At 58.4% G+C, this 21556-nt stretch carries 21 protein-coding genes; 3 read left to right on the forward strand and 18 right to left on the reverse strand.

Annotated elements, in window-relative coordinates; all coding sequences use genetic code 11:
* Positions 1–9: 9 nt before the first annotated feature.
* The 14 genes from GRH90_RS23080 to GRH90_RS26745 form a co-directional block, all read right to left on the reverse strand.
* Complete coding sequence (locus GRH90_RS23080) at positions 10–1206, reverse strand: beta-ketoacyl-[acyl-carrier-protein] synthase family protein (RefSeq protein ID WP_162368332.1); 1197 nt, start codon at positions 1204–1206, stop codon at positions 10–12.
* A 3-nt stretch (positions 1207–1209) separates the two neighbouring features.
* Complete coding sequence (locus GRH90_RS23085) at positions 1210–1776, reverse strand: DUF3261 domain-containing protein (protein ID WP_162368333.1); 567 nt, start codon at positions 1774–1776, stop codon at positions 1210–1212.
* The gene (locus tag GRH90_RS23090; protein WP_162368334.1) at positions 1776–4106 is read right to left on the reverse strand and encodes an MMPL family transporter; all 2331 of its coding nucleotides are present in this window, start codon (positions 4104–4106) and stop codon (positions 1776–1778) included. The genes GRH90_RS23085 and GRH90_RS23090 overlap by 1 nt, the downstream gene beginning before the upstream one ends.
* Positions 4078–4689, reverse strand: a complete 612-nt coding sequence (locus GRH90_RS23095; RefSeq protein WP_178113348.1) for a LolA family protein — start codon at positions 4687–4689, stop codon at positions 4078–4080. The genes GRH90_RS23090 and GRH90_RS23095 overlap by 29 nt, the downstream gene beginning before the upstream one ends.
* Positions 4686–5108, reverse strand: a complete 423-nt coding sequence (locus tag GRH90_RS23100) for an acyl-CoA thioesterase (RefSeq protein WP_162368397.1) — start codon at positions 5106–5108, stop codon at positions 4686–4688. Before GRH90_RS23100 ends, GRH90_RS23095 begins: the two co-directional genes overlap by 4 nt.
* A gap of 4 nt (positions 5109–5112) precedes the next feature.
* Positions 5113–6849: a glycosyltransferase family 2 protein gene (locus GRH90_RS23105; RefSeq protein WP_162368335.1), complete on the reverse strand. Its 1737-nt coding sequence runs from the start codon at positions 6847–6849 to the stop codon at positions 5113–5115.
* On the reverse strand, positions 6840–8618 hold the full coding sequence (locus GRH90_RS23110) for an ApeI family dehydratase (RefSeq protein WP_162368336.1): 1779 nt from the start codon (positions 8616–8618) through the stop codon (positions 6840–6842). Before GRH90_RS23110 ends, GRH90_RS23105 begins: the two co-directional genes overlap by 10 nt.
* On the reverse strand, positions 8582–9181 hold the full coding sequence (locus GRH90_RS23115; protein WP_376766098.1) for a COG4648 family protein: 600 nt from the start codon (positions 9179–9181) through the stop codon (positions 8582–8584). The genes GRH90_RS23110 and GRH90_RS23115 overlap by 37 nt, the downstream gene beginning before the upstream one ends.
* A 4-nt stretch (positions 9182–9185) precedes the next feature.
* On the reverse strand, positions 9186–9431 hold the full coding sequence (locus GRH90_RS23120; protein ID WP_162368337.1) for an acyl carrier protein: 246 nt from the start codon (positions 9429–9431) through the stop codon (positions 9186–9188).
* 38 nt (positions 9432–9469) lie between these two features.
* Positions 9470–9733, reverse strand: a complete 264-nt coding sequence (locus GRH90_RS23125) for a phosphopantetheine-binding protein (RefSeq protein ID WP_162368338.1) — start codon at positions 9731–9733, stop codon at positions 9470–9472.
* Entirely contained in the window at positions 9733–10554 is an 822-nt protein-coding gene (locus GRH90_RS23130; RefSeq protein ID WP_162368339.1) for a lysophospholipid acyltransferase family protein, read from the reverse strand. Before GRH90_RS23130 ends, GRH90_RS23125 begins: the two co-directional genes overlap by 1 nt.
* Complete coding sequence (locus tag GRH90_RS23135; protein WP_162368340.1) at positions 10554–11276, reverse strand: beta-ketoacyl synthase chain length factor; 723 nt, start codon at positions 11274–11276, stop codon at positions 10554–10556. Before GRH90_RS23135 ends, GRH90_RS23130 begins: the two co-directional genes overlap by 1 nt.
* Before the next feature lie 277 nt (positions 11277–11553).
* Entirely contained in the window at positions 11554–11940 is a 387-nt protein-coding gene (locus tag GRH90_RS26365) for a hypothetical protein (protein ID WP_246236208.1), read from the reverse strand.
* Between the two features lie 423 nt (positions 11941–12363).
* The gene (locus GRH90_RS26745) at positions 12364–12687 is read right to left on the reverse strand and encodes a Fic family protein (protein WP_162368342.1); all 324 of its coding nucleotides are present in this window, start codon (positions 12685–12687) and stop codon (positions 12364–12366) included.
* Between the two features lie 788 nt (positions 12688–13475).
* On the opposite strand from GRH90_RS26745, the gene GRH90_RS23150 reads away from it, so the two are divergent.
* Both GRH90_RS23150 and GRH90_RS23155 read left to right on the forward strand, forming a co-directional pair.
* Entirely contained in the window at positions 13476–15095 is a 1620-nt protein-coding gene (locus GRH90_RS23150) for a Tle4 family T6SS lipase effector (protein WP_162368343.1), read from the forward strand.
* Complete coding sequence (locus tag GRH90_RS23155; RefSeq protein ID WP_162368344.1) at positions 15086–16189, forward strand: Tli4 family immunity protein; 1104 nt, start codon at positions 15086–15088, stop codon at positions 16187–16189. Before GRH90_RS23150 ends, GRH90_RS23155 begins: the two co-directional genes overlap by 10 nt.
* A 71-nt stretch (positions 16190–16260) precedes the next feature.
* Here the strand turns inward: GRH90_RS23155 and GRH90_RS23160 are convergent, their stop codons facing one another.
* The 4 genes from GRH90_RS23160 to GRH90_RS23175 form a co-directional block, all read right to left on the reverse strand.
* Positions 16261–17190, reverse strand: coding sequence for a LacI family DNA-binding transcriptional regulator (locus GRH90_RS23160; RefSeq protein WP_162368345.1), 930 nt, complete (start codon positions 17188–17190; stop codon positions 16261–16263).
* A gap of 128 nt (positions 17191–17318) precedes the next feature.
* Positions 17319–18713: a 6-phospho-beta-glucosidase GmuD gene (gene gmuD, locus GRH90_RS23165; RefSeq protein WP_376766099.1), complete on the reverse strand. Its 1395-nt coding sequence runs from the start codon at positions 18711–18713 to the stop codon at positions 17319–17321.
* 97 nt (positions 18714–18810) lie between these two features.
* Entirely contained in the window at positions 18811–20130 is a 1320-nt protein-coding gene (locus tag GRH90_RS23170; RefSeq protein WP_162368347.1) for a PTS sugar transporter subunit IIC, read from the reverse strand.
* 32 nt (positions 20131–20162) lie between these two features.
* Positions 20163–20468 (reverse strand): PTS sugar transporter subunit IIB, encoded by a 306-nt coding sequence (locus GRH90_RS23175; RefSeq protein ID WP_162368348.1) that lies wholly within the window; start codon positions 20466–20468, stop codon positions 20163–20165.
* A gap of 329 nt (positions 20469–20797) precedes the next feature.
* Between GRH90_RS23175 and GRH90_RS23180 the strand changes: the two genes are divergently transcribed.
* Entirely contained in the window at positions 20798–21400 is a 603-nt protein-coding gene (locus GRH90_RS23180) for a DUF3313 family protein (RefSeq protein ID WP_162368349.1), read from the forward strand.
* The last annotated feature ends 156 nt before the right edge of the window (positions 21401–21556 follow it).

Raw genomic sequence — 21556 nt, forward strand, 5'->3', positions numbered from 1 at the left:
GCTGGTTGTTCAGGCAGCATGGTTTCCCTCGTGGTTGTCCGCGCAATCCCCCAGGATCAGGCTGGTATTGTTGCCGCCAAAAGCGAAGGAATTGGACATAATATAGCGCCGCGCCAGGCGGCCTGGCTCCGTCAGCAGGCCAAAATCCGCCAGGCCGGGATCGAGGGTGCCGGTGGAAAAATCCTGCGGCGGCAACGGCACATCGCCGGCCAGCAATAACCAGCACAGCCCCGCTTCTATCGCCCCGGCGGCCCCCAGCGTATGGCCGGTCAGGTGTTTGGTCGAGCTGCAGGGCACCTGACGTCCGAACAGGCGGTTAATCACCAGCGCTTCGATTCGGTCGTTAAGCGCGGTGGCGGTGCCGTGCAGATTAATATACCCGATCTCCGCGGCGGACAGGCGCGCGTCCGCCAGCGCCATTTCAATGGCGCGGACGGCGCCGGTGCCGTCGGGATGAGGCGCCGACATATGCCAGGCGTCGGAGGATTCACCGATGCCCAGCAAGGCTACGCCCCCCGGCTCCCGGGTCAGCAGCAGCAGCGCCGCCCCTTCACCGATGCTGATGCCGTCGCGTTCCGCGCTGAACGGCCGGCAACGTTTTGCGGACAACGATTCCAGGCTGTCGAAACCGTTGATCGGCATCCGGCTCAGGCTGTCGGCGCCGCCGACAATGGCCACGTCCGCCATGCCGGTTTCAATCAGCCGGCGTCCGCTGATAATTGCCCGCGCGCTGGAAGAACAGGCGGTGGACAAGGTATAGGCCGGGCCGTCCAACTGCAGGAAGGCGGCGAGAAAGCGCGCCGGATCCCCCAGTTCCTGAAGCTGGTAATAATATCCCGGCATTGTTTTCCCCTGCGCAACGGCGGTGACCTGCCGGTCGCATTCATCCAGTCCCGACGTGCTGGTGCCCAGCACCACGGCCACCCGGTCGGCACCGCAGGCGGCCACTGCCTGCTCGACCTGGGGGCGAATCTGCGCCAGCGCGCCCAGCAGCAGGCGATTATTGCGGCTATCGTGCCGCTTCAGGGCGGCGGGCACCGGCGGCAACTGGGCGGTAACCTCGCCCAGCCAGCAGGGGCGTTGCCGCAACAGCCATTGGTGGCTGGGTTGCATGCCCGGCGCCCGGCCGCGTGTAAGATTGGCGGCGATCTCCGCCATATCGTTACCCAAAGCGTTAAGCATGCCGACCGCTGAAATAAAAATCATCGTTTAGTCGTCCAGATGTTGAATGGCGATCTGATAATGGAAAATCGGGTTACGCACGCCGATCGGCTGACGCCGGCCGGCGGTTAACCCATAGTGTATCTCGGTTACGATATTGCCGCCGGGATCCGACAGCACCCGCCGATCCTGATGATCCACCAGGGTCCAGCCTGTCGGCAGGAGCGCGCGCCAGGCGGCGGCGGGCCAATAGCTTAGCATGATATCCGCCAGCACCTGACTGGCCGGAGGCAACTGCGGCAACACCACCGATTGTTCGGTATGGATCCCCTGCCGGTCATAGGTGAGTTTAAACAGGCGGATGCCGAGCGACGATAACCCCACCAGGGTTAATTGTTGCCCGTCGGCGGTGAGCAACACCAATAGGGATTGCCGACGCCCCTGGACCGTGGCGGTGAGCAATTGTTGTTCGCTGATGGCAGGTGTTATTCCTGGGGCCGGCAGCCGCACGGACACGCCCGGTTTTAACCAGGCCGAGGGCGTTTTTGATCCCGTGGCGCAGGCGGTCAGCAGCAATGCCAGCAGTGCTGGCGCAAGTGTGTATAACGCTTTCATCAATTATTCCCCCGACCGCGAGGCAACGCCAGCGGCGACAGGATAAAGGCGGTAAGGATACCGCTGAATAAGACGATGCCGAAGCTCGCGATAGCCTGAGTGTGGCTGAAAATCAGCATTCCCAGCGTCAGGGACGTGGTCATTACCGCCAGGGTAACGGCCAGCATCGACGTCGTGGGCGTGCCGCGCGGATTGGCAAAAAACAGCTGGTAGTTAATACCTATCCCTAGTACCAGCACCAGCGCCAGCATGGAAAATAAATTCAGCGCATGGCCGCTTAGTGCCAGTACCGACAGGCCCGCCCCCAGGGATAACAGCGTCGGGATCATGCTCAGCAGGCCCTGCCGCCAGCCTTGGCGCACCACAAAGCTCAGCGCAATCACCACAATCGACGCCAGCAGCAGCCAGCCGAGCTTATGCCGGTAGGCGGCGAACATCTCATCGAAATCGGCCTTGCGATCGACCCAGCTGACGCCGGGCTGTAATTGGGCCAGGTGCTGCAACGCCGCGCTGTCGGTCACGCCGCTCACCGGGATCAGCACCGCGCTTTGCCCGTCGGCAAGGGAAAGCCATAACAGACGCCAGCCTTCGCTGACCACGCTCGCCAGCCAGTCCGCGGGCAATACCGGCATCGGGCTGAGATCGGGGATCGCCGCGCCAACCCCAATCCGCTCCAGACGTTCGACTATCGCCGGCGCCGCCTGGGTTAACAGCGCCAAATCCTGCCGCTGCCGCTGTTGCGACAACAGCGGCGGCAGGCGATAGCCCGCCAGCGCTCCCTGGGTTTGCGCCTGCGCCAGGCGCGGCGCCAACTGCTCCATGCGTTGCAGGGTCTGTTCCGCGCTGTCGCCGGTGACGACAAACCATTTTTGATCCTGTCCCTGGCCGGAGAGCCGGGCGATGTCCTCTTCCTGCTGATGAATCTGCCGGGGCAGCGCCTGCAGTTGGGCGATATCATCGTCAACCCGCAGTTGCAGCAGCCCGGCCAGGGTAAACAAGGCCAAGGCCAGCGGCAGGCCGACGCGCATTGTCTTACGGTACCGCCAGGCCGATAGCCAGGCGCGGATAAGCGGCAGCGCCGGGGTGGGACGCACCGGCAGACGCCGGGTCAGCAACGGATACCAGCAGACTACCGTGAGGCAGGCGGCGGTCAGGCCGGTGGCGGCGAATACCGCCAACTGCCGCAGGCCGGGGAAGGGCGCCAGCAGCATGATTAGATAGGCTGCCACCGTGGTCGCCAGCGCCGCCAGGAGCGCCGGCAACACCTTGCGCAGGCTGGCCATCGGCGTGTTTTGCCCGCCGTGGACCAGGCGTTCGGTCAGGTAGTAGAGCGTGTAGTCGGCGGATATACCGACGATGCTGATGCTCATCACCAGCGTCATCAGGTGCAGCTCGCCAAACACCAGCAGGCAGGCCACGGTGCCCGCCAGCGCGCCGACGGCCACCGACAGGGCGCAGCACAGCAGCGGCAGCGGCGAACGGAACACCAGGCCGACCAGCAGCAGCACCCCGATAACCGTTGCCAGTCCGAGGGTGGAAATATCATGCCTGGCCTGCTGGCTGGCGAAATCACTGTAGAACAGCGTGCCGCGGGATAACACCCTGGCGCCCGGCCAGCGGGCTGCCAGCTGCTCGCGCAGCTGCGCCAGCCGCAGGACCACCCGATGGGACGACTGCATATCGTAGGAGGAGGAGGCCAGTTCGCCGTGGATCAGATACCAGTTGGCGCCCTGTGGGTCACGGCCCGTCAGCCAGCCGTTATCAAGCGTCAGCCGTCCGGTCGACTGCTGCAGCGCCAGTTGGGAACCGCGCACCAGCAGCAGCGGATCGTGCTTCAGCTCCTGCCCGCCCACCCCGGCAAAAGCGGAGTAGAGCTGGGCGGCAATCCATTCGGCCTGGGCGCCGCCGCCCTGTTGCAGCCGCGCCCGGGTCTGGTCGTCAATCATGGCGTTGCGGTGCTGGAAATAAAACTGTCCCCATTGCTGCTGCTGCTGCCCGGTCATCGGGCCTTTAACCGCACCCATGCCGGGCAGGGCGGCCACCTGCCGCGCCCACCATTCCACGGGCGCCAGTCCTTGGCCTGGCGCGGGGCTGACCATCCACACCAGTTGCCGGTCGAGGCGCAGCGTAAACCCGTCATACACCGCCGGCGGCAACTGGCCCATGGCCTGGCGCGGCAGTAACGCCAATACGCTGCTGTTGACCTGGCTGCGCGGCAGCAGCAGCACCAGAGCCAGCAGCAGGCCCAGGCAAATCATCAGCCAGGCCGCCGCCGCGCGCAGGTAAAATTTACTGAACGATTTACTGGACAAAGCGTTGCTGCTCGTCATGACTCAGCACATCGGGCTGGGTGCGTTGCTGGCTGAAAGTGATAGCGGTGCTGTCACCTTGCTTATCCTCAAGCAGGATATGATCAAGATAGGTCCGGCCGGTCAGAGTAATGGACGTAAACAGCTTGTCCAGCGGCGAGGTCTTGGGCACCAGCACCAGTTGCCAGTTATCCTGGCCCTGATCGGTAAATTGCAGGGTAAAGTTTTGCTCCAGCACCGCGCGATCGGCCTGGAACAAGGCGCGCAGCAGATGATTGAACCGGAACATTTGCGGATTGCTGGCGGCGGTGATCACCTCCGGTGCCTGGTTACCGGTAATTTGCACCATCCGACTGTCGTTAAGGATCAGCGTCAGCAGAAACGGCTGCTGCTGCTGCCACCACAGGCCGTTTTGCCGGGCGACCAGCAACTCGCCCGAAGAGCGCAGCGGCCGGGCGATGCCGCCGATGCGGCGCTGCTGATCGAAATGCGCGCGCACCACCGGCTGCCCGGCAAAGCGCTGCTGCAGCGCGTCGAGCGTGACGGCCCGGGCGTTGACGGCGATAAAGCCGCACAGCAGCAGGATCATCGACAGTTTCTTCATTCTGTTATCCCCATGCGCTGCAACAGGACCGGCGGACTGACAAAACAGAGTTCCCGGCTCTGCTGTTCCACCGCCACCTGGATGGTATAGCCGGAGGTGGTTTTGCCGCCGCTTTGCCGGTCGAAAATGCGATAGCCGATGCGCAGGCGGTTTTCGTATTCCTCGACCCGCGCCTGAACCCGGATCCGTTGCTCAAAGGTCAGCGGCGCACGGTATTTTACGCGCGCGTCCACCACCGGCCACAGATAACCGGAGGCTTCCATTTGCCGGTAACCATAATTAAACTGGCTTAGCAGCGCTTCGCGCGCGATTTCCAGATAACGTAAATAGTGGCCGTGCCAGACGACGCCCATGGCGTCGACATCATGAAACGGGACGGTCATGTCTATTTCCGCGGTAAAACGCGGGTCGGTTAACAGCATATCAGGCCTCGGGTGGCGGCGCCTGCTCGTCGGGCAAGCGCCAGAAATCAAAGAAATTAAACCAGTCAAGCGGCGAACGCAGGCAATAGTGCTGCAAACGCCCGGCATAACGGTCGACGGTCTGCTGCAGCGCCTGTTGCCGCTGTTGACGCGGCAGCTCAAGCCGGTCGGCAAAATGTTCGTAATAGATGCGTAATTTCCCCTGCTCTTTCAGGGCAAACATCAGGGCCACCGGGCAGCGCAGAGCCGCCGCCAGCACAAACGGGCCCTGGGGGAACGGCGCGGGCCTGCCGAGGAAGTCGCTCCATACTACCCGGCGCCCCGCGCCCCGCTGCTGCGCCTGTACCGGGGTGCGATCGCCGACAATCGCCACCCATTCGCCCAGGTCCAGCTTCTGGCGCAGCAGGATGGCGGTGTCCGGCCCGATATCCGTCACCGGGATCAGGTTGATGCCCGCATCCGGGTTGACCTGCGACAGCAGCGCCTGAAAGCGCTGCGCATGGGCGCTGAATACCAACGCGTTGATCTTTACCCGACCGCTCCCCTGCGCCAGGGCGCGGCAAACTTCGATATCTCCCAGGTGGGATGCCAGGATCAGCAGGCCGCGCTGGCGGTCAATATCCGGCTGCGCCGGGGACTGCGCGGCAAAATCAATCTGTTCCCCCAGCCTGATATCGCCTTGCCAGCCGGCCAGCTTATCCAGCATCGCGTCGCCGAAGCGCATAAAATGGCGAAAGCTGGACAGGGGGCGGGGCAATTCGATGCCCTTGAGAGCGGCGGTCTGTTTCACCCGTTGCAGATATTGTTCGGACGCGCGACGCTGGACCCGGCCGGTGAGCCAGAAATAACCGATAACCGGATACAGGAGGGCGTTAAACAGTCGCCTGCCGCCATGGCGGTAGGCGGCCAGCATAAAACGCATGCCAGGGGCGCCGTGCCGCTCGGCCATGCCGGACCAGTGCCGGCGCGGCCGGCGACGCCGCCGGTTGCGCAGCAAGAGGGTGGGGATACGCGGCAGCATGCCGAAAAATAGCCGGGTATGCATCCAGGAAATGCGGCAGTTATCACGCAGGCCGTCGAAATGCGACAGTCCGTCGGCGGGATAAATGACCCGGGTCGGCACAAACAGGCTCTCATTGCCCTGCCAGTAGAGCCGGACCATCACCTCGGTGTCGAAATCCATGCGCTTGCCAAGCCTGACCCGCCGCGCCAGCGCCAGGGTGGCGGCGATCGGGTAGACGCGAAAACCGCACATGCTGTCTTGCAGCGACAGCGACAGCGTTTCGATCCACACCCAGAGGTGGGTAATATAGCGGCCGTACAGCCTGGCGCGCGGCACCGAGCGATCGTACAGCGGCCGCCCGGAGATCAACTTATCCGGCGCGCCGGCGGCGGCGCGCAGCAGCAGGGGAATATCCTCCAGCTGATGCTGGCCGTCGGCGTCCACCTGCAGCGCATGGGTATAACCCCCCGCCGCCGCCGCGGCCAGCCCGGTCAATACCGCCTGGCCTTTACCCTGGTTTTCAGCCAGGCGCAGCAGGGTGACGTCGGACCGGCCGGCGCAAAGGTGTTCTAAGGTATCCCGGGTAGGGGCGTCGCTGCCGTCGTCAATAATAAAGCAGTGCAGGCCAAAAGGCCGCAGGCGTGCCAGTACCCGGGCGATCATGGCGCCGTGGTTGAAGCAGGGGATGACGATACAGGACGCCAGCCCGGCGGCGCGATTGTCGGTCAGTGGCATAATTTTATTTTTCCGCTGCTAACCGTGGGCTCGTCCGTCAGGTTCAGGTTGCAAAGCGTATAGCGAAACGTTAATAACCGGCGCGGGGCTTGCCATTCCAGGTGCAGGCGCAGTGTTTGACCCGGCTTGACCGGCCGCTGGAACTTAACGCTCTCGATGCCGCTGAAGCGAGCGTCGGGCGCTTGCGGCTCCAGGGCCAGCAGTTCCCGGAAGTAGTGCAGCGCCCAATCCACCTGCGCCACGCCCGGTAATATCGGCTGCGCGGGAAAGTGCCCGCGAAACCAGAACAGCGCCGGGTCCAGCTGCAACAGCAGCTCGGCCTGGCTCCCAGCCAGCGTCCTGCGGGAAATCTCAGTGGGAAGCATGGTAAAAAATAACTCCTTGAGCCTATCCCCGTCGTATTTGCCCCGCGCCGTGCGCGGCATCCCGCCCACCACGCGCCAGTGCCGCGGCACAGCCACCGGTTCAAGCCACGCGCCGAGCCGGCGCCGGTATTGCCGCGCCAGCACCGGCAGGGAACCTGCGGCAAGACGCGCGCGGCCCGCCGCTGACAGCACGATTACCGCGCCCAGGCAATGGCGGCCGTGTTTGGTCAGCGGCAACGCCACCGCCTCGTCGACGTCCGGCAGCGCCTTTAAGCGCAGCTCTACCTCGGTCAGCGACACTCGTTTTTCTTCGATATTGATCACCCGATCGTCGCGTCCCGCCAGGGAAAACTCACGGCCATCTTCGCCGAATACCAGCCGATCGTCGAGCAAATGTCCCTCGGGTTCCGCTATCAGCGCCGATGTTACCCGCAGCCGGCCCTGCGCGGTATGAAATTCAACGCCGCCGAACGGTTGCCATAAATCGGTCTCGCGCAGGCGCCGCCGCCAGGCCAGGACCCCGGTTTCAGTGGCGCCGTAAATATCGGTTATCGCGGCCGACAACCATTGCCCGGCGGCCCGGGCGTCGGACCAGGGCAGCGGCCCGCCGGCGGAAAATATCCCGATACAACGCGGTGAGGGCAGCCGGCGGTCAATACGCGTCAGGAAGGCCGGACTGCTGATAAACAGCACCGGATGCCGGTTGCATTGGCGGATAAACTGTTCGGGGTAGCTGGTGGTTTCCAGGGCAAAAGGCAACCCCAGGCTTATCGGTAAAAAAATGCCGAAGGTCAGGCCGTACAAATGCTGGTGGGTTACGCTCGAGACCACGCGGCACCCGGCAAGCGTCTCCTGTCCGGCCCCATCATGCAACAACGCCGCCAGCCAGCGGGATTCGGTTTCCATGGCGCGCAGCGTTTTGATGACTTCTTTCGGCCGGCCGGTGGAGCCTGAGGTAAAGAGTATCAACCTGGCGTCGTCCGCCAGGGGCGGCAGGGGCAGGGAGGCGGGCTGGTGATATTGCCGCGGATCGATCAGCGGACAGTCCGGGGTAAGCGGTAAATCGCTGATAACGCCGTCGAATAAAGCCTGCTGTTCTTCCAGTAACGTTTGCCTGTTATGGCCGGGGATGACCGGGGTTTTACCCCGGAGCCAAAGCGCGAGTAGCGCCACCAGGAAGCGGTAGCCGTCATCGAAGCACAATGCCCAGCGCCCGCCGTCGGCCTCGGCCAGGGCATGCCATAATACCGATACATCGTGGCGCAGCTGTCCCAGATCCAGGCAACAATCTCCCCGCCAGGCGATGGGTGTGGCGTCGGGGCGCTCCAGGCTGAGCCAGCGCGCGGGCGCGATGACGGCGAAAGGCGCTAGCCGCCGGGTTGTATCCGTTTCCTGATTATCCATTCCGTTCCCATCAGCAGCCCCATCAGCAGATAACTGATGACGCCGTTGTAAAGCGCCCATAGGGACATGTCTCCGTACAGGCAGGTAAACAGCGCCGCGCCGCCGTTAATAATAAAAAACAGGCACCAGGCCTGCGTCACCCGCCGGGTATAGGCTATCGCTCGCGGCGACAGCCACGGCTCCCGCAGCCGGGCCAGGCGCTCCACCATGCTGGCCCGGCTAAACAACGATGCGCTGAACAGCGCCAGCATAAGGCCGCTCATCATCACCGGATACCACAGCAGCAAATGATGGCTTTTCAGCAGCCAGCTGGCCGCGCATAACAGGATGCCGAACAGCGCCAGCGCTTTCGCCAGCCAGTTCAGCGCCGGCAGCAGGCCGCGGAAAACCAGCAGGCGCAACAGGAAAATGCCCGCTAACGCCAGCGCCACCCGGTCGGGCCGCCCGTGGGTTATCCCATACCAAACGGCGAACGGGTAAAGCGTAATCACCGCCAGGCTGAATAGGCGGGCAGCCCTGAGCGCCAGGGTGCGGGCCGGGACTGCCAAAGACCCGGGATTCACGTGCTTATTCCGCCAGCAGAGCGGCCACGGCGTCCACCACATCCTGCACCGTGCGCACGGATTTAAATGCCTCGGGCTTGATTTTGCGACCGGTTTTTTTCTGCAGGTGTACCACCATATCCACGGCGTCGATGCTGTCGAGATCCAAATCCTCGTTGAGCCGCGCCTGCGGTGTGATGAGCGCCGGTTCGATATCGAACAAGGCGGTCAGCAGTTGCGACACATCCTGGTAAATTGCGTGTTTATCCATCTGTGAACCTGTTTTTATACGTATAGTGGGGTTAAAACTTATCCGGCGGCGCGTTGCGACTGAATAAATGCCGACAAGGTGGCCACCGAAAAAAAGTGCCTGCGTATTTCCTGGTTTTCCGCCGAAAGTATGACGTTATAGCGGTTTTTTACCGCCAGTCCCAGTTCCAGTGCGTCGATAGAGTCCAAGCCCAATCCGTCGCCAAAAAGCGGCGCGTCGGTGTCGATGTCTTCCCTGCCGATCCCTTCCAGGTTCAGGGTATCGATGATCAACTGTTTAATTTCCTGGTTAAGCTGTTCCATTACGTTATCTCAAAAGATTGACTATTTTCCGGTACCAGGACCCCGGCTAAATGCTGGGTCAGACGCCGTGCCGCCAGCGCCGGCGAACGATCTCCCTGGGAAAAAAAATCACCGGCGGAAAACCGCGCTTTTACTTCAACGGTAAACTGCGGCTTGGTGCGCGGGATCTGGTACCACTTGCTGCCCTTGCTGAGGAACCGCTGGCTGCAGTAGATATGGACGATGCGAATATCGCATCCGCTGCGCACCGCCAGGTTTGCCGCGCCTCGTTGCAACTTCATCGGCGCGCCATGAGGCGAGCGCGTTCCTTCCGGAAAAATCAGCAGGCTGTCCCCGGCACGCAAGCGTTTTTCGCTTTCCGCGAGCAAGATTTCCGCCTGCGAGTTAATCAGGTAATCCGCCGCCCTGATGGCCCCGCTGACATACACATTATCCAGCAGCGCCTGCTTGACCACGCAATCGCATTGCGGCATGACCGAGGCCAGCAGTACGTAATCGAGCAGCGTCGGATGATTGGCCAACACCAGGTTGCCGCGATCCTGGCGCAACAGATGCGCGCCGCGGATGTGGTAATCAAGCACCCCCAGCCGGCGCGTGACGGCCAGGAATAACCGGAAGCTCCAGGAGATCACCCGGCGCGCGAGCTGGGTGCGCCGGGCCGGATTTTTTTGCCGCAGGCACAGGATATGAAACCACGCCGTCAGCAGCAATCCGCCGATTCCGAATAACGCGAAGCAACCGCCGGTCATTAACATGCGCCAGACGAATTTAAGGTGATTATCGGGCCGGCGGACGACGGGTGTTACCACGCGGGTATTCATCAACAACTCCAGTGCCAGCGCAGCCGCTCGCCGCTGACGTTAAATGCTGTCTCACCGCTTAACCAGCCGTGCAGGAAAGCCAGGCTTTGCGGCAGGTCGCGCGGGGGTGACGGTTCATCCAATCGTTGCGACCGGCAATGCAATGTTTCGCCCGCCGTCAGCAGCAGCGCCACCGCGTAGGGGTAGTCTGGGGTCTGCCCGGGCAGGTGGGGACGATAAAATGCCGGGATAGTATTGTCGAAATCCACCAGCAGCACCCGCTGATAGCCGCTGTGCAAAAATACCTGTGCTTCCACCAGGCCCTGCTGGAAACTGTCTTCTCCGGCGGAGAGCGAGGTTGATACCAGCGGCGCTTTTGACACTATGGTCAGGCTGCCGACGGCGGCGTTATGCACCGACATGGCAAAGTCGGTGGGCGATGGCGGCGTGAGACCCGCCAGCGCCTCAAGGATACGCTGGTTGCGCTCCAGCTCGCCGTGACGGCTGGTAAAAATCACCGCATCGGGCTGATGGCGCTGCAATAACGCCAGGCCGTTGTCCACCGCCAGCCGGCTGCCCGCGCTCAGGCGCCTGGCCGTCATCATCGGCAGGTGCAGACAGGCCGGCAGCGGCGCGTCGCGGGCGATGAGCGCCGCGCCGGCGCTCCACCGCCGCCAGTGCTCCTGCCCGGACAAACCTGGCGCCGAGGCCTGCCAGTCATGGATATTCAACGATACATTCATATAATCTCTCGGGCATAACACCTCTTCGCTCCTTGATCTATCATAGCCGATTCATGTTGACTACGTTTACATTTGTTTACATTGCATAAACGAGCCAATGGCCGCGAACCGTGGGCCGCCAGCGGCAGGATAATACACCTGTATGAGTCGATTCGGCGGAACCGGCGAGGATTCGCCGGTGCGCGGCACATCACGCCACGATGAATGGAAAAAGGTGGAAGCCGATAGCGTCGGCGCCGGGCCAGTGATATACCGGCCCGGGAGCCGATATATTGACCTAATGCGCTGCGGACAGTTTCAACTGGATATCCCTATCCAGGTTGCTTATCCAATTGTTGTAATTACGATGGATTTGGCCTTTACCATCCGCCAGCAGATTCTTGCTGGCAACATATGTGATTTTGTAGCCGTTGGCGTTATAGGTGATCCGGATATCCGCCTGATGCGTGCGGAGGTTCAGGCGGCCGTTGATAACGCCGGGCTGCGCCGGGGTCATTATCCACTTATCCGCCAGACCGGCCTGCAGAATAGCGGTTTTAAGCTGTTCTTCCGGATACTGGGCCGTCAGCGAGGTGTTGACGTTATTGATGGCGGCGGTGCGGGCGCAGCCGGCCAGAGAGAGAATACACGCCAGACAAATAAAAATTGGTTTAATCATTTTCATTGTTTATACGTTTCCATGTAATTAATTTTGGTTAAGTAATGACGATATTGATATAATGTCCGTTAGGACAACCTGTTAGATTAATTCATTATAATTATCGTGATGCTGGAAAAATCAGCTAATGGATTATCCCTTTTCAGGTTATGCGCGCGGCGGAGCAAGCATTTTAAACAACCGTAGCGGTGATGTAAATATCGATCTGAATAGATCGATAATATGGCGTTAATAAAAAATATAAAAATATTATTGGCGATTTTTATTAACGATTTGATAACGGGCGCTGCATCCCCGGCGGATACTTTTTTCAGCCGACCCTTATCCACCGATTCGGCAAGTTGACGGGTTGCCGTGGCTTTGCCGGCCTTAACGGCTTTTGAGACTACGATGCGCCGATTGCGTCTTCGAAGCCGTTTTCAACGCCGTCTACCTGGCATACAGCCGTACCGCTTGGTTATCCGCCAGGGCCAGATCGGTTAAAGCACTGGGAATACGGCCGTTGCCGTCATTAAAAGGGTACAGGATAACAAACCAGAAATGGCATAAAGTAGCCGGAAGCAATGGGGCTGAATTACCTGCCGTCCGGCTTTGGTTAAACCAGGCCAGGAGATGGACCAACTCAGCCTCCCGTACCTCTCGGGGCGGGACGGGAAAGTCTATTCTTGGCCAATCTATACGGCCCGGTACCACCTGCATCGGCTCTTTTCCCGTAACCGGCCGGCCTTGATAGTTTAAGGCGACGTTGCGCATTAAGCCTCAATCGCCGGCGAGGCGACAGGGAGTCGAGAGTATGCCTGCAGTCATCTTTGCCGGCCATTGTAGAGGATTTTCCGATCGGGATGCCCGGTGCCAGGCGGTAACGGGGGCGGAATTTCCGCGCAAATGACGCTATTCGACTCAGGATACGCCAGGGAGGAAGGCGTTGGCGTCATAGCAAGCTTAACCGGAGCGGGCACGGAAAGCGGGGGCGCGGATCTTTCACTGGGCTTAGGCATCCAACAGAGCGAAAAACCAAGCTAAGCGGTAATTTTATCGCTAAAATATAATTTATAGGAATTCACTTACCATCCAATCCCACCCGATGGCGATCACTTCAGCGTCGGACTATTACTATTAATAGTAGTTTATATTTATCAAAATAAAATATTTGAGCAACTGCACTTAATTAAATTACTCAGGAAACCGTCGCTAAATCGCTTTTGCTTGGCGGTCGAAAAAACAACGGGTATGATTCATTACTGGAAAATCGGGAGGAGTAATACAATCTTCATTATATTACTAATTTTTATAAATTTAGATGACGAGAAACGGTCCTAGGCTTAATGTTAGAAGTGATGATGTTTTTCTAATATTTTACTGAATGTAAATAATGACTTGTAAAACCGATAGGGCATTAGCGTGATCCATCGTTTATCAATTGGTTATGATGGAGTGGCCGTTCCGTATTCGCAACTTAAAGTTTTCAGGTAGTGAAATTATTAACCTCGATCACCATTATCACTTGGGCCATGAAATCACAATAAAGGAAGAATAAACATATGGATAAACCCGAGAAAGAAAATGTCACTTATCATCTGCCTGAATGGGATAAACAGGGGCGTCAGTACTATAGGATTTGCTCTCAGCCGGCAGAGAACAACCACGTCGCCGCTTGCGTAAAAATCGCCGATAAAGTCATCCCGGTGATATTTTTGCCGGGAGTGATGGGCACAAACTTAAGAAATATCAAAGGTAAAGAACCAATATGGTTCGGCAATAGTCCAGGAAGCCTAGACACCGCCTGGGGATGGGTTTTGAAAACCGCGGAAGAGCGGAAAAAACTATTAAATCCCGAAACAACCGAGGTGGATGATGGTGGCAAAATCCTTTATGACGGTCTGGAAGGTAACGTATTCCCATTGCGCAGCGAGCGGGGCTGGGGAGCCGGACTATTCACCAGCTATGGTTATCCGCTGCATGTATTGCAGCTTATGCTTAATGACTGGAAAGTTCTTGCGGAAAATATCGTTCATGGAACAAATTACCCCACTTCGCGCAAATTGCTTATTGGCAAGGAGCTAAACGCGCAGGGAGAGGATGGATTGACGGAAGCAGAGGTCAGGCACAGCTATGAATTCTTATATCCTCTGCATGTCTTCGGTTACAACTGGTTACAGTCCAATGTGGAATCGGCAAAGCATCTGGAAGACTACATCGACCAGGTCATGATTACGTACCATGGCAGACTGGCGGTGAACAAAGTCATTCTGGTCACTCACTCCATGGGCGGGTTGGTTGCCCGGCATTATTCTGAAAATATGGGTGGCAATGAAAATATACTCGGCATTGTTCATGGCGTGATGCCCGATCTGGGTTCCCCCGCCGCATACCGCCGCATGAAAGTCGGCGAGCAGGCGTTCGCGGTGGGTAATGTGATTGGCAATAGCGCGGAAAAGTTGATGCCGGTACTGGCGCAGTCCCCGGGGCCGCTACAGTTATTACCCGGTAAAGCCTATGGCCCCGGCTGGTTGAAAATCCAGGGCGATAATGGAATGGAAAGCAGGCCGCTGTCCGATCCTTATAAAGAAATCTACCAGAATAAAAAGGACTGGTGGCGGCTGTATGAAGCCGGTATTTCAGGTGGTAATCCCGAAGATGAGTGGAAAAAATATCATGATATAATTAAAGATAAAGTTATTGATTTTATAGATAATTTAAATGGTAAATATCATCCCAACACCTGGGCCTTCTACGGTGCCTCCGAAAAATATAAATCCGATGAATACCTGATGTGGAAACAGACCCGCTATTACCCCGATGAGGTGGAATCGCCGGCATCTTGGCAATATCCTGGCCCCGCGCCCGCGATTGCCTATCCGTCGGGCAGCAGAATAAAAATCCCCGTGCCCCCGACCGAACGTAAGGACAGGCAAAACCACAGGCAGTATAAACTGGTTTCATCGGGAAGCCCCGGCGATGGCACGGTACCGGTAAAATCCGGATATATTTCCTGGCCGGGCATCCGCAGTCAGATAGCCGTCGATGTAGACCATGAGGGCGCTTACGCGAGCAATAACCAGAATGGCGAAGAAACTGCCGTAGCGCTTAACTTCACCCTGCGCGCCATCGTTAAAATGGTGCAAAATATCCCCGCCTGTGGAGAATGCCGATGCAGGTAAAAAAAACGCTGCTTCTGTTTGCCGCTGTGGGGATCGCCTCGATCTGCGGCTACGCATTTATTCACCGCGATATGCCCCCGCCGACGCTCACCGTTGAGGAAAAAAAAGTGACAGACGCTTTATTTAACCAGATAAAACCGCAGTGCATTGGGCGTTATGTTTTCGACGTTCCGGAAAGTTATGTTAATGAGCAAAAAAATTACGTATTCCTAAACGATTTCCGTATTAACAGTCAGCGCCTGTACCGGCCCGCTTTTGAACAGCGTATTCGATTGCGTGAACAGGCACTAAAAAATGAGCGCACCGTTGCTTCGATAGATGGCCCTTTCTTAAAGCAGGTTTATCGCTTAAGTGACAATGCCATTATATTTGATCGCAATGAAAATGGGAGTACTGCGGGATGGGGGCGGATACTGGAGGGACATATTTACGTTGGCGGCGTGGCCTTTATCGTACAGACCGAAATAACCGACTATTCCGACGAGCGTTATGCCAGCGAGCGTGAATTTTATCTACGCCCTGAAGTCGGTAGGCCTGTGGCGAAGGCAAACACCAAACCACAAAAACTGGCAGAGATGCAGGATTTATTGTCCCGCCTGAGCGGACGTAAAGATGACGAAATCCCCACTCAACCGGGCATCTGTATCGCGGATGGCTTTATTCGGGATAACAGCAAACAAAACAAAGAAGACCTCAGTTTCGCTTACAGGAATGATAATTTTGGCTTTTATGTAAGCACCGACAATACCCTTGGTAAAAGCAACAGTTTGCTTGAGCGTGGCGATGAGATTGAGCCCGCGCTGCGTGAAGGCAACATTCATACCATCTATAAAAGGAAGCGGAATATCGCCGGCATGGATGCCGAAGACTGGCTGGTCAGGGGCAAGCAGGTCACCTACCAACCGGAAGCTGAAAATATCTTATACAGCTTTACGTTTTACGCTAACGAGAAAGCGGCGGATTATCACCATCCGGTGCTTTTCGCCAAGCTGAGTAACCGGGGAATAGGAACCACCACCTACAGCGACGCCCAACTGGTGGATATATGGGATCGCATTACCCAGACGTTCCGATTCCGTCCCGGCGCATTCTGACCTGACGTCCGATGGGCATTAGCATAAGCGTTTCTTAGCGCGGTATGGCGTTGCAATGTACGCTGAACCCGTTACCCGGCCACCAGATCGCCGCGAATCACCAGCGGGCCAGTGCCGCTGTGGCCGGTTATCATCTCCAGCGCCTGTTCCGCCAGTTTTTCCAGAGGGTATTCAATGGCCGGCAGCGGCAGCAGGGAGCCGGGCAGCGGCGCGGCGCCGTCCAGGCTGATAATCGCCAATTGGTCCGGCACGGCGCGCCGGTAGGCGTGCAGCACCGAAATCGCCTCCCGGGCGTCGGCCTGGTTCATCACCAATAGCCCGTTAAACCGGGCACCACTGTTAACCAGGGCCTGGAGCGCCACGCGCGGGGAGGGATCGCGACAGACGACCAGGCGGCGGTTATAGGGCACCAGATGGTATTCAAGACCGCGGCGATAACCGTGCAGCACGTTTTCCGCGGTCTCGCCGTCTGGGTAATTCAGTAATGCCAGTTGACGGCGCCCATGGCTTATCAGGTATTGGCAGGCGGTTTCGGCGGCAAAGGCGTGATCAAAGCTGATGCTGTAGGCGCCCGGCGCGTTCAGGCAGTCGATTAACACAACGCTGCCGTCAAGCTTAGGCAGTTCAAAACGCGCGCCGATAACGATCATGGCATCGCATAAGCCCCGCCCCAGCGACGAGATGGCGCTCTCGACGCCGGCGGCGCTGTCGGCAAAGCGCAGCAGTAAATGTTTGTTATGGCGCCGGAACTGTTTTTCCAGCGCCGGCAGGTAGTTCACCGCATGCTGCATGGATTCCATCGCGCAGATGACCCCCACGCAGCCGGTGGATTGGCCGCTTAGCGATTGGGCTATCAGGTTGGGCTGGTAGTTAAGCGCCTGGACGGCCTTCAGCACCGCCTGGCGGCTTTCTTCCCTGACGCCCCGGTTGCCGCTGAGCACGCGGGATACCGTGGCTTTCGATACCCGGGCCAAACGGGAGACATCATTTATGTTCGCCATATTCCTGCTGTGGAGATTGCCGTTGATAAAGGATCACCATCTCATTAATCAATTCCCGCGCCAAGAAGGCATTCATTAAATAATTCCGCGCATGACCAGCAGGATCATTATCGTGGTTTTATTGTCCATCAGCGCGCGTCTTCGTCAAAACCGTGATTGCGCGCCGCGTCGGCAAACCACCGGCCGCTTTTTTTCACCGTGCGCCGCTGTGTGGCAAGATCGAGCTGCACCAGGCCGTAGCGGTTTTTATAGGCATTGGTCCACGACCAGTTATCGATAAAGGTCCAGATATGATAGCCCAGGCAGCGGCTGCCTTCCGCCAGCGCGCGGTGAACCCAGATAAGGTGTTCGCGGACAAAATCGATACGGTAGTCATCCTCGATGCTGCCGTTTCGCAGAAAACGCAGCTCATCCTCCACGCCCATGCCGTTTTCTGAAATATAGCAGCGCGGATTGTGATAATTATCCCGCAGGTTGGTCAGGATATCGTAGACGCCGCGCTCGTAGATTTCCCAGCCGCGCCACGGATTCATTTTACGCCCGGGCATCTGGTAGTGATCAAATAGCCATTCCGGCATAAACGGGCTGTCGGGGTTGACCTGGTTAATCCGGCATTGCACCCGGCGCGGCTGGTAATAATTGATGCCGAGCAGGTCGACGATGCCGCCGGACAGCAGTTCGTCGTCGCCGGGTTGGCTGGCCGGCAGCTGACCGTAACGCTTTAGCAGCGCGATCAGTTCCTCAGGGTAATGGCCGCGCAGCGCCGGGTCGAGAAAGCTGCGGTTAAACAGCAGATCGGCATGGTTCGCCGCCGCCAGATCCGCTGGATGCTGCGAACGGGGATAAGACGGCGTCAGGTTCAGGATAATGCCGATTTCACCACCCTGGCCGGACTTGCGAAAATGTCTTACCGCCGAGGCGTGCGCCAGCATGGTGTGGTAGGCCACGGTGGCGGCGCGTTTAAAATCCACCACGTTGGGGTAATGGAAATCATATAAATAACCGCCTTCCACCGGCACTATCGGCTCGTTAAAGGTAAACCAGTGCCTGACCCGATCGCCGAACAGCTCGAAACAGACGGCGGCATAATCGGCATAGGCATCCACCACCTGCCGGTTTTCCCAGCCGCCCAAGGCCTGCATGGCCATCGGCATGTCGAAGTGGAACAGGTTAATGAACGGCGTGATGCCCTGGGCCAGCAGTTCGTCGATCACCTGGTTATAAAACGCCGCCGCCTGAGGGTTAGCATCGCCCCGGCCGTCCGGGATCAGCCGCGCCCAGGATATCGAGGTGCGAAAGCTGTTATGGCCGGTTTGTTTCAGCAGGGCGATATCTTCCCGCCAGTGGCGGTAAAAGGTCGAGGTATCCTGCGGCCCCACCTGCTGGAAAAAACGCCCGGGCTGCAGGGCGAACCAGTGATCCCATACGGTTGGACTCTTTGCGCCGCCAAGGCTCTCACCCTCGGTTTGCGGCGCCGAGCTGGCGCTGCCCCACCAGAAATCATCCGGAAATTGATACTGCATCAGGTTGTCCCCCATTCGTGTCGGCGGAACGCCGCGCCGGGCGCGGTTCTACCGTTGCCGATAGCGTCTCGCGAAAGGTCATAATTTGGTTTTGACATCAGGACCCCAGCGCCACGCGGGCATCGGCGGTTTGGCTTTCTGCTTGTTTCCTCAACAGGGTACGCTCGTAGGCCTTCAGGAACGGGTAATACATCACCGCCGACATCAGCATACAGAACAGGCACATGATTACCGGACTCAAGGTCCAGTTGGCGGCCCAGGACGCACCGACAGGCGCGGGCGTTGTCCAGGGGGTCAGTTGCACCACCTGGGATACCCAACCCAGTTTGGTGGCGGTCCAGGCGAAGGTGGCGTTAATCATCGGCACCAGGGTGAAGGGCAGGAACATCACCGGATTCATGATAATCGGCGTACCGAACAGGATGGGCTCGTTGATATTAAAGAAGCTCGGCACCACGCCCATGCGGCCGATGGTGCGCAGATGGACCGAGCGGCTGACCAATAGCAGGAACGCCAGCGGCAGGGTGGAGCCAACGCCGCCTATCAGCAGGTAATGGTCCCAAAACCCCTGCAGGTAGATATGCGGCAGAGGGGCGCCCGCGGCCAGGGCGCTTTGGTTCAGCGCCAGGTTGGTCATCCAGAAGGGGTTCATGATACCGGTGACAATCAGCGCGCCGTGGATGCCGGCAAACCAGAGGATCTGGCAGATCAGCACCGACAGCAGCATGGTGGGCAGCGAGTCCGAGGCGGACACCAGCGGCGCCAGCAGCTGCATAATGGCTTCGGGGATGATCATGCCGGTGTAATGCTCCACCAGCAGGTTGAGCGGATGCAGGGTGGCGACAATGACCACCACCGGGATCAGGACTTCAAACGAGCGCGCCACGCCGGTCGGCACCTCCTTCGGCAGGCGGATGGTGACATTGCGGCGTTTTAGCCACGCATACATCTCGCTGGCGTAGATGGCGGTAATGATGGCGGTAAAAATGCCCTGGCCGGAGAAATAGGCCGCCGATATCTGCTTATCGTGATAAGGCGCCGCCACCAGCAGGAACGCCATAAAAGACAGCAGGCCGGTCATGATGGGATCAAGCTTATAGTGTTTGCCGAGGCTGGCGCCGATGCCGACCGAAATAAAAAACGTCATGACCCCCATGCTGAGATTGAACGGCAGCATTAGCCGATCGCGGTAGCGCACGGAAAAATCCAGCCAACCGCGGGCAAAGCGCCACTGGGTATCGGGAGAAAAGGGCGGGAAAATAAACACCAGCATAAACGAGCCGATGATCATAAACGGCAGTGCGGCGAGAAAGCCGTCGCGGATGGCGATAATATGTTTTTGCTGGCCGACGCGACCGGCCATCGGGGTAATATGACGCTCAATGACTCCGACCATAGCTTGGTATAAGGTACTCATGGTGTCGTCCTGTTATTGTTATTCGATGGCGGTTATTTCATCAGGGAAAGGGCAAAGTCGAGCACTTTGTCGCCGCGCTGCATGCCGTAATCCATCATATCGATGGCGGCCACCGGAATTCCCTGTTCCGCGGTTTTGGCCGACAGCGATTCCAGCATATATTTGACCTGCGGCCCCAGCAGCACCAGCTGGTAACGGGCAAACTGCTCGTCGAATTCGCCTACGCCAAAGGCGTCGATGTTGATTTCCAGCCCGCGCTTTTCAGCCTCGGCCTGCATTTTTCTCACCAGCATGCTGGTGGACATCCCGGCGGAACAGCACAACATGATGCTTTTCATTTTTCAGCCTCTGGGGGAATGTGTTTACCATTGCCATTGGATACAAAATGGAAACCGGTTTCCATGAGTTTGCCGAGCTTTTGTGAGGGTATTCATGGAAACGCGGCAGACCCGTGTACAATGTGTGAAATAGTTCACGGATTAACCGCCCGGCCGCCAACAGCGCAACGCTGCTCCGGATATTGTTCCCGTCGCACGCTCACGGCAATCCCCCGCGGCCTGTGATGCAGTCGCTTTCTGCGGCGGCGGATGATAATTTGGTCGGCATATAGTGCAGCAACGCCGGCATAACCGCGGCAACGCGGCGATCGATCATCACTGGAGTCAACATGCGTCATCAGCGTCAGCGGGTATGGACGGCCCTGGCAGCGGCGGTATTGCTGTTATCGGCCTGCAGCAGCACCATGCCGACCAAAGCCAGCGGGTTCCTTGGTTCCTACAATCGCCTGACGCTCTCGTCCGATGGCAGTATGCGTATGCTGCGTACCCCGGAGGCGTTGGATCCGGCGCATACGGTTATCACCACGGTTGAATGGCGGGTAACGTCGGCGAACAACCTGTCCCCTGAAGAGCGCGCCAGGCTGCTGAACAAACTCCGGGCGGGGCTGCAGGCGCAGGTAAACCGCCTGCCGGCAACGGCTGAAGGGCGGCCTGCGGAGATTCGCGCCGCGATCACCGATATCGCCACCGTATCCCCATCGTTAAATGTGCTGAGCGTGGCGATGTTTGCCGCGCCATTGGACCGGGGCGGCGCGTCGGTGGAAATTGAGGCGCTGGATACCGGCACCCGGCAACAGCTGGCGGCCATGACCATGGGTTATTTTGCGCCGATAAGCGAGCTAAAGGCCAGGTTCAGCGCCCTTGCCCCGGCATCGATTGCACTGGATAAGGCGTCTGCGCAATTCGGTCCGCTGCTGCGTACGGACAACTGATGCAATTACATATTGCCGGCGGGAATGTCATCATCCCGCCGGAATAGGTTATATTAAATAAATTATATCTACAGCGGCGGAATATCTTATTAAAGAAATGCTTAGCTAATACTTAATTAAAATAATTTTATTAAAATCATGTCCGTTAACCCTGTC

Source organism: Acerihabitans arboris (genome assembly GCF_010131535.1).
GTDB lineage: Bacteria > Pseudomonadota > Gammaproteobacteria > Enterobacterales > Enterobacteriaceae > Acerihabitans > Acerihabitans arboris.